Source organism: Pedobacter caeni, assembly GCF_900129215.1.
GTDB lineage: Bacteria > Bacteroidota > Bacteroidia > Sphingobacteriales > Sphingobacteriaceae > Pedobacter > Pedobacter caeni.
The window spans coordinates 199,064-212,148 of sequence record NZ_FQUQ01000007.1 but is presented as its reverse complement, the minus strand read 5'-3'; the positions used below and the strand labels follow the sequence as shown (position 1 = coordinate 212,148).

Sequence of the window (13,085 nt, the reverse complement as noted above, 5' to 3'; positions counted from 1 at the left end):
ATTACTGTTTTTGATAGATAGCATTAAAAAAAATTAAAACTCTCTTATATCTCTTTTAAATGAGTCAGTTAAAAAGTGTAATATTTTGTTTCTAACTAATTCATTATCAAGTTATTATATTTTACTTACTGATATGAACCATTAAAACTGATATATCAGAAGGCGAAACTCCCGAAATTCTTGATGCCTGGCCCAAAGTTCTTGGCTTGATCTTCAATAACTTCTCTCTGGCTTCTTTGGATAAAGATACCAATTGAGAATAATCAAAATTTGGATTGATGTCTTTATCTTCCATCTTTTGCATTTTATTTACAATCTCCTGTTCTTTTTCAAAATAGCTCTCGTACTTAATTTTGATCTCTGCCTGTTCTACAGTTTCTTTATCGTAAGTGCTGATATAGTCTCTAAAGCTTTTGCTGATTTCTCTGATGTCCTCTATGCCTACCTGCGGACGACTAAGCAAGCTGAATATCTTTACATTCTGATTCAGTGTGCTCGTTCCAAGCGCTTCCAGTTTTTCGTTTGCTTCGGTCATTTCTATACCCTGTTTTTTTGCAAAGGCAACGATGGCATCTGAGTTGGCTACTTTTTGTTTGACAATATCCAGGCGTTCATCACTGATCAGTCCCAGCTCATGGCCAATAGGGGAGAGTCTGATATCTGCATTGTCCTGACGAAGCAATAAACGATGTTCAGCCCTTGAGGTAAACATGCGGTAAGGTTCTTCAGTACCTTTGGTAACCAGGTCATCGATCAATACCCCTATATAGGATTCAGAACGTTTCATGATTAGCTCATGGAGATCATTAACTTTCTGGTGTGCATTTATTCCAGCGATAAAGCCTTGACTAGCAGCCTCTTCGTATCCTGTTGTGCCATTAATCTGGCCCGCAAAAAACAAATTGCTGATTAATTTGGTTTCCAGGGTCAGACCAAGTTGGGTAGGTGGAAAATAGTCATACTCTATGGCATAACCCGGACGGAACATCTTCGCATTCTCGAAGCCTGGAATTTGTGTGAGTGCCCTGTATTGTACGTCTTCCGGTAAGGAAGTGGAGAATCCATTTACATAGATTTCGCAGGTATTCCATCCTTCAGGTTCTACAAAGATCTGGTGTCTTTCGCGTTCTGCGAAGCGATTGATTTTGTCTTCAATTGAAGGACAATATCTCGGACCGAGACCTTTGATCCTGCCGGTAAACATTGGGGATTTTTCAAAACCTTCTTTCAGTGTTTCGTGTACTTCAGAATTGGTATAGGTGATCCAGCAGCAGCGCTGTTCCGTTGGACGCTCTACATTGGTATAGGAGAATCGTCCTGGATTTTCATCGCCCCATTGTTCTTCCATTAAAGAATAATTCAGAGACCTTCCGTCAACTCGGGGTGGGGTACCTGTCTTCATTCTGCCGGCTTCAAAACCGAGTTCTGTCAACTGCTCGGTAATTCCTGTTGCGGCTCTTTCCGCAGTTCTGCCTCCTCCAAATTTTTTCTCTCCGATATGGATTAGGCCATTGAGGAAAGTACCATTTGTAAGGACAACAGATTTGCCTTTGATCTCGATACCCAGGGAAGTTTTTACTCCAATTACCGTGTTGTTTTTAATCACTAAACTACTCACCATGTCTTGCCAGAAGTCTACATTGGGTGTGCGCTCCAAAGCAAGTCTCCATTCTTCAGCAAATCTTTTGCGATCATTCTGAGCTCTTGGGCTCCACATCGCCGGACCTTTGGATAGGTTAAGCATTCTAAATTGTAGTGTAGTCTTGTCGCTGATGATTCCGGAGTACCCACCCATTGCATCAATTTCTCTCACAATCTGACCTTTCGCAACACCGCCCATTGCAGGGTTGCAACTCATCTGTGCGATGGTTTCCATATTCATGGTGATCAGCAATACCGAAGATCCCAGATTGGCAGCGGCAGCGGCAGCTTCACATCCAGCGTGCCCGGCACCTACAACTATAACATCATATTCTTTAAACATTACCTGTGTTTTTATATCTCATTATATCTATGTTCCACGTGGAACGCTTTACATGCGCTCTGTTAAATCCAATTGTTTCACGTGGAACAATGGTCAAATTTAGTCAATTATTAGAGGAGACGCGCTAATTTTGAGCTCTTTTAATTTGTTGTTTTGTATCAATTGAACGATTAAATATTCGTTCTGTTATTTCATTGGAATACATTTGTTTTTCAACGGCTATGAAGCTATCATGATCTTGTATTCATTTCGTTGTGTGATCGGTAAGATCATGATGGTTTCATCAGTACATATTTATTTTTTCTAAGGGTATTTAATGAACTCAAGCCCTGGTTCATTATTGTTTGCATTGTTTGGTGATGTTGGTTTCATCAGGATACATTTATTGTTTTTTATGGTATTCATGATCCGGATTCATTATTTGTAAAAAGATCTGCTGATGATCGCTTCATTGGAATACAATTATTTTTATCAGACTTTATCTTAATTCCCTGAGCATAGCCGGAACTCGTTAACCCGGCATCTCGATTATGAATTCATCAGCAGTGCTTTTTGTAAGCGGGATGTTTATGACGGTTTCATGAGTTGAAATCTTTTAACTGATCTCCTAAACCTAGCAGCCCTAAAAAAAGGAATTGATTTTCAATAATTAAAAGAACATCGCAATTTCCAAATGGACCGTTCTGGCTGATTTTAAAAATTGCTTTAAAAAAATGAAGTTTTTACTAATCTAAAAAAGCATTTGTTTTTACGATCGCTTTAATATTTAGCTTTTCAGTCATCAGATCAAAATTGATCTTTTTATGTTGAGAGGAGTAAACTCCAGTCGCTTTGTTTGCAAAGCCCATCTTTTTGTAAAAGGCTTTTAATCCATTTCTTTTGCTCTGGCGAATCTTTGAAAAAAGAGATTTTATTTGATCGCCTGAATTGTCTGCTGGGGTAGGGGATACCTTGATTTTCTTTTTTGATAACGAAGAAAATTCAGTTTAAAATTTTCCCTTCATCCACCAGTATCATAATTTAGATTTTAATCCGGAGACGATTTAAACGTATTTCTTGTTTGAAATGTTTTTTCGGAGAAGCCGGAGATGAATCAATGCTGGAAAGCTGGCAGGCGGCTGATTATTTAAACCGTCCTGAAGGTTTAGCTAAAAACCCAAGGACGGTTTAGACGATGAATTTATTTTTCGGATAATTCCAACCAGCGTTCAGTTACCTGTTCCAGTTCTTCATTTAGTTTTTCAATATTTTTTGAGGTGTCCTGAATGGCTAAATAGTTTGCACTATCAATTGTTAAAAGGGCATTGGATAGTTCCTGGATTTTTGTTTCCAGTTCAGCAATTTTTGTTTCTGAATCTTCCAGTTCTTTTTGCTCTTTAAATGTTAATTTTTTGGTGCTGCTCTGAGTCGTTTGTACAGGAGCTTCTTTAGCTTTTACAGGAACTTTATCCTTTTGTGTTTCTAAACTAATCCTGTATTCGGAATAGTTACCATTATAAATGGCCACCTCTCCATTGCCTTCCATAATAAATAATTGCTCACTCATTTTATCGAGTAAGTACCTGTCGTGAGAAACGAGAATTAATACACCAGGGAAATTCTCAAGGAATTCTTCAAGAACATTTAATGTATCAATGTCAAGGTCGTTTGTAGGCTCATCCAGAATTAGGAAATTCGGGTTTTGCATTAAGACCTTCATCAGGTGTAGCCGCTTTTTTTCTCCGCCACTTAATTTCTCTACCATGCCATGTTGCTTCTTGGGAGGGAAGAGGAACAGAGTTAATAATTGCGATGCGGATATCGTCTGACCATCTGCCATTTTTATATATTCGGCATCAGATTTCACAATATCAATTACTCTTTCTTTTTCATTGAAAGCAAGACCGCCTTGTTTATAATATCCGTAAACGGTAGTTTCACCAGTACTCACTTTTCCCTTTTCAGGAGTTAAGAAGCCCGTGATGATATTCAATAGCGTTGATTTTCCAGTTCCATTTTTACCGGCTAAACCAATTCTGTCGGCACGCTTAAAAGTGTAGGAGAAATCATTAATGATATTTTTCTCATCAAAGGACTGGCCGATATGGTCTAGTTCCAGGATCTTATTTCCCTGACGTGCCATCTTTACATTTAAAGTAACACTTTGATTATCAGACCTTTGCTTTGTTTTACTCTCTAAATCATAAAAAGCATCAATTCTTGACTGAGATTTAGTTGTACGTGCTGCAGGCATTCTTCTCATCCACTCCAATTCCTTTTTCAGGAGATTCTTATTTTTTTGAAAGGTGCTTTCGTCTGCGGCCTCGCGCTCTGATTTCTTCTCCAGGAAGTAGGCATAATTGCCATTATAATTGTAGATTTTACCCCTGTCCAGCTCTACGATGGTATTACATACATTGTCCAGGAAGTACCTGTCGTGTGTAACTAACAATATAGTTTTGTTGCCGGAAGTCAGCAATTTTTCTAACCATTCGATGGTATCAATGTCCAGGTGATTCGTTGGCTCATCCAATACATAGATTTCAGGATCCTCTATCAGCAATTTAGCAAGCGCCAGACGCTTCTTCTGCCCGCCGGATAGGGTAGATATCTTCTGTTGAAGATGATTGATTCCCATGCGGCTTAAAATCGTTTTTATTTCGTGTTCATATTCCCAGGCGTTATGCTCGCTGAGTTCTTCATACAAACGGTTTAATGTTTTCTCATCCGGGTTCGGATCTTCAATCAGTTCTTCATACTCTTTGATCAGCTGTTGCTGTTTGTTTTCGAGAGAGAAGATAAAGTCGCTTATTGAGTAGCCGTCAGGGAAGGAAGGTTCCTGATCCAGGAATCCGATTTTAACGGATTTGTTCTTTACAATTTTGCCTTCCAATGGAGAAAACCTTTCGGCAAGTAATTTCAATAAGGTGCTTTTTCCTGCACCATTTATACCAACCAACGCTACGCGCTGTCCGGGCTGAATCCCCAGGGTTAAATTTTTAAATAGCCATTCATCATGGTAAGCATGGCCTAAGTTTTCGGCTGCAATTAGTGTGCTCAAAGTCTGTTTTTAACGATATTTTAGATAAGAAATTATTACAAAAGTAAGCAATAATTCTTTGGTATATAGTTGAGCCTATTGAACATGTAAGTATTTTATCAAATCATGACCATGTTGGTTCTTCCTCCGGTCCTTATCTGATCAGGGCAGTTAAGCTGGACATTCCCGAACTTTTTTGGGAGATACCGGAGAGGGCTTAGCCTATGATTTGTGATTGCCGGCAGCACTCCGGGTTGTTTCCTGAAGAGGTCAGTTAAGAGTTGCAGTCGCCAGGATGTAGGCTGAGGTAGAATATAAACGGGCATTCAGATCAAAGCGGGCAATTGAGGTGAAAGAGAATCAGGGATGTATTAAACTAAGGTTTTAGTTTAGTGTTCTTTAGCCAAATTGAAATGAAAAGAAATGGGTAGGGGGATTAAGGTAAGGGGAATTAATAAGTCAGCTTACTTGACCGCATGCATTACAGGAGCGGTTCTTTCTGCAGATTTTGTTCCGAATTTTGTTCCTGTAAGGATGACTACTGCTACAGTGCCCATCATAATTTTTTTTATTGTCGTTTTCATGATATCCGGTTTTGGTGAATTGGTTTGATCATAAGACGCTGTTTTATGGAAAACGTTTCAATGAAGTGTTATTCATTAGACCATCATGGCATTAACTTCGACGAACAGGCGGTATACTCCTATCAACAGCCATGAAGTGGGATTGTATGATCAGAGAAATAAGATGAAACCTGACGAAGGACCTATTGCTGTTGGCTTTTCAAAGTGGCCAGATAATAATCTTCTTTTTCCGTCATGAGGGTTTTTGCTGCCTTACCCTTATCTTTATAACCCAGCAGATGTAAGGTCCCATGTGCCATTACGCGGCATAATTCATCGGCAACAGTGTGCTTAAATTCTTTTGCATTTTCCTGAATCCGTTCCAGACTGATAAAAATATCACCAACAATCATTTTAAGCTCTTCTGAGTTATCAAAAGTGATCACGTCGGTATACGTGTCATGATTCAGGTATTGTTGGTTTATACGCAGTAAATATTCGTCTGAGCATAGAATAAAGTTCAGCTCCCGTAAAGCATATCCCTCATTTTCTATGACCGACTTGATCCAGGCCTTAAGAATGGTCTTCTTTTTAAGGGTATAACTAAGGTCTTCGGTGAAAAAATGAATTGCAGGTTTGCTCATGATCATTGAATTATCGGGCCGAATTTAGCAATTTAAAATATTCTGCAATCTTATTTTTGTAATAGTAGTTCAGGCTGGGAGGTAATTTCTGAATCCATTCCGTCTCGTTTTGTTGCAGTTTCTTGAATTTATCCAGCATTTTTTGATAGGAAGGCGCCAGGTCTTTTCCGGCTTTGCTTTCTCTTTTTGAATCCTGATCCTGTTCCCTTTGTGCCTGATCTGCGTCCAGTAATTTGGTTAATAAATCTTTCTGTCTGTTCATCGTTTCCTGTTCCAGACGCTTATTTACCAGTTCTGATTCTGTCGACTGCATGTCTTTGATCATTTGATTCAGATTTCCCAGACCACCTTTTCCGTCTTTATTGTCTTCCCTGTTGATCTTTTGCAATGCTTCTCTGATCATTTGCTGCTGCTGAGCCATCCTGGCAAATTCTTCCGTCATCTGCCCTTTGGGAACACTGCCTTTGTTGCCATTTTTTTGCATTTGTTCGCGGGCCTTTTGCATGTTGTTATTCAGTTGTTGCTGCATTTGCTGCAACTGTTTCATGCTTTGTTTCTTTCCCTTACCACTCCCACTCGAATTCTTATTCATCTTTTGCAGCTGTTCCAGGGCTTCATTCAGCATCAGCGACAGGTTGTTGATGGAAGTCATCGTGTATTGCTGGTTCTTATTTGCAGCCGAGGTATTCCGTTCTCCAAGGTTCTCCAGGCTTTTGTCCATGTTGAAATTGATCTTTTGTACTTCCTCGCTTACTGTACTTTCGATCTGCGGGACTCTTTTGCTCAATGAAAACAGGCTGTCGGCAATGGTTTTCATATTGTCTTTTATGCTCCTTTGCTTCTGTACATTGGAAGTATAAAGCGGATCATTACTGCTGATTTTTCTCAGGTCAAGCATTACTTTTTCCTGATCAAAAGAGGTTTTTAAGAGATTTTCCAGCAATTGGCGCAGCTCCTGTACATTGAGGTTGTTTTCCATTTCCTCCGACTGTTGCTGCATATCGCTCATCTTTTTAGCCATTTCTTCCATTTGCTCAGCTGCTTTTTGCTGGTTTTCTGCAGCTTTCTGACGGTTGTTTTTATCCAGATTGTCTTTACTGTCCTTTTGTTGCTGCTGGATATCTTTCGCGTCTTTTTCCGGATTCTGAAAAGGATTAGGCCTTTCCAGTGCTTCGTTTTTTTCCTTTATTTTATCCAGTTCTTTTCTGATTTCTTCAAAGGCAGAACGTTGCTCTTCCTGCTGTTTTTTCAATTCGTTTATGGAGCTGTTCTTATCTTTACTTTGCTTTGAAAGCTCTTTTTGATCCTTAGAAAGCTCATTTAAACGATCGATGTTGTTTTGAAGGTTTTGCTCGAATTCCAGTTGTTTATAAAGTTCCAGGATTCGGTCGAGTTCGTTTTTCAGCGATTTATTATCCATCTGCATCTTGGAAAGCTCATCTTGCGTCTGATCCTTATTGTTCTGGTCCATTAAATTCTGCAGTTTTTCCAGTAAAGCTTTGGTTTTTTCGTCCAGAACATGGTTAAACAGCTCATCTATTTTTTTCTGTTTTTCAATGAGTTCTTCTTTTAATGCGTTGTTTTCTTCCTTTTCAAAACTGTTTTTTTCGTTCAGTTCTTTGATCTCTTTGACGGCCTCTTCCAGCTGCTTTTGCTTGTCCAGCAGTTGCTGAACTTGTTTTTTATCGTCGAAATTCAGTTGTTTTTTATCAAGGAGGGTTTCTCCAAGCTTCTTACTTTCCTTTTCAACAGTACCGGCCAGCTTAATGGCTTTTTCCATCTTTTGCTTCAGGGCCTGACTTCCCTGGTTGATTTTCTCTGCCACCTGTTGCGGAGAAGGAAGCTCATATGTTTTAATGGCAGATTTAGTGGTCTTGGGACCATTTACACCATCATTGTCTGAAACTTCAAAATAATACTCCAGCTGTTGCCCGGGCTTAATTCCTGCCTGGCTGAGGTTCCAGAAATGAAAGAATGCATTTTCCTGCTGTGCCTTTTTTACGGGAATAGACTGACTGCTCCTGCTTTTAATTTTGCCATTCTCAGAGACCGTATAAGTGAATTTCAACGCGCTAAAGCCATGGTCATCTGAAATGTTTCCGGAGAAATAGAGGGCTTTACTACTTAAAGAATCAGCGGTCTCTGTAAGAGAGATGTTCGGATATTCATCCGCAATGACACCGATCTGGTGAACGAGAGAGTCTTTGCTGTTGATATACTTGTTTTTTGGGCTTACCCGGTAATCTGTATTTTTCAGGATCCTGCTGCTGAATTCGAAAGTATTATTCCGGGCAGACAGCAGGTGGGATTGCTGTCCCAGCATGAAGAGGAGCTGGTCACTGTTTTCTGTTTTTAATGACCAGGTCACCACAGTCCCCTGAGGTAAAAGCAAGTCGCCGGCATTGGAAATCACTTCTTCTTTCTTGCCAAGGTATGCCGGATAACGCAGGTGGGCAGTCATCCCGATCACAGAAGGCCTTGGCTTTACTTCAATGAGGTAAGGGACAGAGCTGAATCCCCCGGCAGAAAAACGGATTTCTTTGTTTTTCTGAAGGTTCTTGAAGGTGTATTGAAAGCGGCTGTTGTTTTCCTTTTCTAATTTGTAAGTGTTCAGACCATCAGAAATATACACTTCCTGAGGGATCTCATTTCCGGTAAGTTTTAGCTTTAAAGTCAGGTCATCGCCCTGAGAACTCAATAAGCGCTGATTTAGCAGTTCAAAGTTAAATGGCGCTTTCGGTAAAATTTCTTTGTTGTACTGCACAAAATTATTGGTTCCTTCCTTTAAAATTGAAGGGGCAATAACAGCGATCAGGACGATAACAGATAGGGGAGCCAGAAAATATTTCAGGTACTTTCTGTTTTCATTGAGCTGAATGGCACTGGTAAAGGGAATCGGCTTTAACTCCTGGATCTTCTGATCTATTCCAGCCATGATCAGCATATTGCTTTCCGGATTTTTATCCGCAAGGGCCTTTAGCTGAAGGGTATTCAACAGTTTATCTTTAACATTGAAAAAATGCTCCCCGATCAGTGTGGCGGCTTGTTCAATGCTGAGGTTTTTACTGAGTTTGAAATAGGAGAGCGCCGGGATGATGATCCAGATTCCAATAATGAAAACTGAAACCGCAAGAGAGGCAAAAAAGAGGATCGTTTTTACTGTAGTTCCCGGATGGGCATAATAGACAAACAGAAACAGAAAAAGGTACAATGCCAACAATACTGCGGCAGCATAAATACTTCCACGCAAGAGTTTATTGAGGTAAAACTTTTGCGTAAATTCATTCACTTTTGAAATTAAAAGCCCGTAATTGTCGTTCATTAAAAAGCCAGCTGAATCTTAAAGGTAAAGAATGAATATGGGTTTTGATAAAATTAACGATATAATAGTATTAAATTAACGCTGGTATGGCGTTTTTTGTATGAAATCTTAAAAATTACGACCATGACTAACTCCATTCTGGCCATTACGATGATGGCTATCGTTTCTACCAGCGGATTAAAAAATGAGCCTATGGAAAGCACCTCTTCCTGGAATAAAAATAAGGTAATCGCACACCGCGGGGCCTGGAAAAAGAAAGGTCTGCCCGAGAATTCTATCGCATCGTTGAAAGAAGCAGTAAGGCTGGGCTGCTATGGTTCTGAATTTGATGTTCACATGACTTCAGATAGTGTTCTGGTCATTAATCATGACCCGGAATTTTTGGGGATGTCCATTCCCGGTTCTACCTACTCCCAATTGCTCGAAAAGAAGATGACTAACGGAGAGCAGATCCCTACCTTAGAAGCCTATTTGAAAGAAGGGATGAAACAAAAGAAAACAAAGTTGATTCTGGAGTTAAAGCCCTCAAAAATCAGTACAGCACGTGATTTACAGATGACCAAAAAAAGTGTAGACCTGGTAAAAGCGCTGAAGGCAGAACATTGGGTGGATTACATCAGTTTTAGTTATGACATCCTTAAAGAGGTCCTGGTATTACAGCCAAAGGCCAATGTTGCTTATCTCAATGGGGATGTTTCTCTGGAAAAAATGAAAGAAGACCACTTTTACGGAGCAGATTACCACTTTTCAGTTTACAAAAAAGGGGATTGGTTTGCAAAATCAAAAGAATTGGGGCTGACACTCAATGCCTGGACGGTGAACACCGTAGATGAGATGAACTGGCTTTTGGACAATGAGGTGGAGTTTATCACCACCAATGAGCCAGAGCTGTTATTTGAGACGATTAAGTCCAGAAAATAATTCCTTATTAAACAAAAAAGCATCGCGGTTGTCCGCGATGCTGTACAATTATGTTTTTAATAATCTAGATTACTTTAACATTAATCGCATTCAACCCTTTTTTACCGCTTTCAACATCGTATTCAACTTTGTCGTTTTCACGAATTTCATCGATAAGGCCTGTTGAATGTACAAAAATTTCGCTATCTCCGTTAGCTGGAATGATGAATCCGAAACCTTTAGTTACATTAAAAAATTTTACTGTTCCTTCTTGCATTGTATTATTTATTAATAAATTAAGTGTGCAAGATACGGAATATTTTTAATAATATACAAATGCTTCATTTTTTGGTAAATATAAATTTGTAAGCGGTCATTTTGTCCCCTTTCTGCCTGATAATGAAAGGTTAATTTCACTGGAATGAGGAATCCCAAGTGTCTTTCCCGGGGTAACTTTTAAAAGATTCTGCAGGTAAACGTTGATGATGGCTTCGAGTGTTTTTTTACGGGGTTCGTAGTTTTCCGGAAGGGCCGATCGGAAAGTCCCCAGGTGTATTTTTCCTTTGGCATCCACGACCACTGAAAAATCATATCCGAAATCGGCGTAAGCCCGGCTGATGTGGATCCTGTACCTTGGAAAGAGGTAATCATAGGCTTCTGTTTTCCCAATCAGCTTGTCTACCGTGTTTATTTTCTCTGCGCTGATCATATCACTCAATGGAAGGAAAGAAACAGGCTGACGGCCCGCAAAAGCACTGTCCCGGTTATGCGGGTTCCGGTTGGACCGTTCTGAAAGTTGCCGGATATAAAGGCTGTCCGCCCGGCTTGGCCTTTGCAGTTGTTCTGCTGTCGTTTTTAACGTTTTTTCAATATAGTCCTGCGAATAGTAAGTGATGTTGACATCAGAGCGAATGTCTTTGGCAATTTCCCTTCCGGTTAGCTGCAGGCGCTGCATCAATACGCTGTCTTTGCTGATTTTTTTGATTCTGAACCATTCTTTTGCGAAATTATAGACATCTCCATGATCATAATGCAAGTGAAAGCCCTGCATTTTCAGTTTCTGAGGACTATAAGCTAAAATGGAATCATTGGAATGAAATTGAATGATCCAGCTTGGTTCCTGCTGAAAGCCGATCTCGTTAAAGGACAGGCCAGTGCTGAACCGGCGTTTGACTTCGTAATATTTGATGCCTTTAATGGATTCAAAGGATAAGGTTCGGGTGCTTTTTCTTTGCTCCTCTCTGGATACGGAATTACAACTAAGGCAAAAGCTGAACGCAATTGCAAGGATAAAAATGAACTTTTTAGGCATGCAGAAAAAATAATGGTATCGGATTAACTACTGAAAGACAAAGGTATAAGAATCGGGAGAGTTTATATTCTTTGTTTAAGTTTTAACAGTTTTATGTGAAGCTGACCCTTTCTCAATATGGTGATAATGACACTTTTCCCATCTCCAGCCCTTAGAATTCGGTTGATCTCGGTAAGGGTGTAGGTGGTTACCGGAACAAAATTGAGGTAAGCAATCTCATCTTCGGGCTCCAGGCCACTAATTTCTGCCGGCGAGCCCGGCTCGATCCTGCTAATGAAATAATGGTCAATGTTAGGTCCGTCAGCATAAACTTCCATCCCGGCCATATCGTGCTCGAAAGGGCGTTTAAAATTGCTGTTTCGCCTCAGATACATGCTATTGTCTGCATAGTCGAACACAATATCAAACCTGCTGAGTATGTCGGCACCAAGATTTCCGTTCCGGTCCTTCAATAAAATTTTACCTGCAACCTCATCGTATTTTGGAAAGGAAGTGAGGACTTTTTTCAATTCAAATGTTCCGATTTTTAAGGAAGGGATGCGTCCGATATTTCCGCTGATGGGACCACCCAGCCCCATGCCCAGGTTTGCAGGAATGGAAGCCCCCGGTACCGGAAAAGGTTTTTCATTGAGAATTTCCAGGGAAACCGCATGACTGGCCCCATTGTCTATCAATACTTTGAGCGGAAGCTTACCAAGTTCGGAAGATTCAATATTGATCAAGGCATAAGGTTTATCATTGATCATTTCCAGGGGAACGCGCTCGCCTTTGATTTTTCTGTTCAGCTCAGGGACAAAAAATATCATCCTTTTTGAAGAATATTTGATCTCTACAATAAAGCTTTTAAAGAAGTGATAGCCCAACAGACCATGAATGGGCATGCCTACATAGCTTGACAGCCTGAAAAGATCCTCTTTGAGGATTGCCGTTGGGATCTGATCAATAAAGGATTTACCCACAGTTGCGGAGATCGATCTGGAAACAAAAGCCTCGATTTCATTGCCTTTTCCCAAGCCGGCGATTTTTATCGTTCGCAGGTCTTTGATCTTGAGGCTGTCGGCAAGGCTGGGGTCGGAAATGATCATCGGGCCGACTCCGGTATCCAGAATGAAATTAAAGGGGCCTTTTTCATTGATATATACCGGAATAATGATCAGGTTTTTAATCAATGTAAAGTTGACCACATCTTTTTGTCGTGTGCCGCTGAACTGGAAAGACTGGGCATTCCCGGTATGGAATATCAGCATAAACGCCATAAAGATCAAAAAGGTCTTTAAATAGCTCAACTTTATAGCACTCGTCAACGGTTTCATTGAACTAATTTAATAAATTAGTGCTCAG

The 13,085-nt window shown here is 40.1% G+C and carries 8 protein-coding genes; 1 reads left to right on the top strand and 7 read right to left on the bottom strand.

Features of this window, described 5'->3' with window-relative positions:
* Nucleotides 1-121 precede the first annotated feature (121 nt).
* The 4 genes from mnmG to BUC20_RS29805 form a co-directional block, all read right to left on the bottom strand.
* On the bottom strand, nucleotides 122-1,984 hold the full coding sequence (mnmG, locus tag BUC20_RS29825; protein WP_073237257.1) for a tRNA uridine-5-carboxymethylaminomethyl(34) synthesis enzyme MnmG: 1,863 nt from the start codon (nucleotides 1,982-1,984) through the stop codon (nucleotides 122-124).
* 1,180 nt (nucleotides 1,985-3,164) lie between these two features.
* The gene (locus tag BUC20_RS29820; protein WP_073237254.1) at nucleotides 3,165-5,024 is read right to left on the bottom strand and encodes an ABC-F family ATP-binding cassette domain-containing protein; all 1,860 of its coding nucleotides are present in this window, start codon (nucleotides 5,022-5,024) and stop codon (nucleotides 3,165-3,167) included.
* 745 nt (nucleotides 5,025-5,769) lie between these two features.
* On the bottom strand, nucleotides 5,770-6,210 hold the full coding sequence (gene ybeY / locus BUC20_RS29810; RefSeq protein WP_073237642.1) for an rRNA maturation RNase YbeY: 441 nt from the start codon (nucleotides 6,208-6,210) through the stop codon (nucleotides 5,770-5,772).
* 10 nt (nucleotides 6,211-6,220) lie between these two features.
* Nucleotides 6,221-9,532 (bottom strand): DUF4175 family protein, encoded by a 3,312-nt coding sequence (locus BUC20_RS29805; protein ID WP_073237249.1) that lies wholly within the window; start codon nucleotides 9,530-9,532, stop codon nucleotides 6,221-6,223.
* 123 nt (nucleotides 9,533-9,655) lie between these two features.
* Here BUC20_RS29805 and BUC20_RS29800 point away from each other — a divergent pair, with 123 nt between their 5' ends.
* Nucleotides 9,656-10,453 carry a glycerophosphodiester phosphodiesterase gene (locus BUC20_RS29800; protein WP_073237246.1) on the top strand — a complete coding sequence of 266 codons (798 nt, stop codon included), beginning with the start codon at nucleotides 9,656-9,658 and terminating at the stop codon, nucleotides 10,451-10,453.
* A 64-nt stretch (nucleotides 10,454-10,517) separates the two neighbouring features.
* On the opposite strand, the gene BUC20_RS29795 is transcribed toward BUC20_RS29800, so the two are convergent.
* The 3 genes from BUC20_RS29795 to BUC20_RS29785 form a co-directional block, all read right to left on the bottom strand.
* A complete protein-coding gene (locus BUC20_RS29795; RefSeq protein ID WP_008241764.1) occupies nucleotides 10,518-10,709 on the bottom strand; it encodes a cold-shock protein in 192 nt (63 codons plus the stop codon).
* A 96-nt stretch (nucleotides 10,710-10,805) separates the two neighbouring features.
* A complete protein-coding gene (locus BUC20_RS29790) occupies nucleotides 10,806-11,744 on the bottom strand; it encodes a hypothetical protein (RefSeq protein ID WP_073237243.1) in 939 nt (312 codons plus the stop codon).
* 62 nt (nucleotides 11,745-11,806) lie between these two features.
* Entirely contained in the window at nucleotides 11,807-13,057 is a 1,251-nt protein-coding gene (locus BUC20_RS29785) for an aspartyl protease family protein (protein WP_073237240.1), read from the bottom strand.
* Between the last annotated feature and the right edge of the window lie 28 nt (nucleotides 13,058-13,085).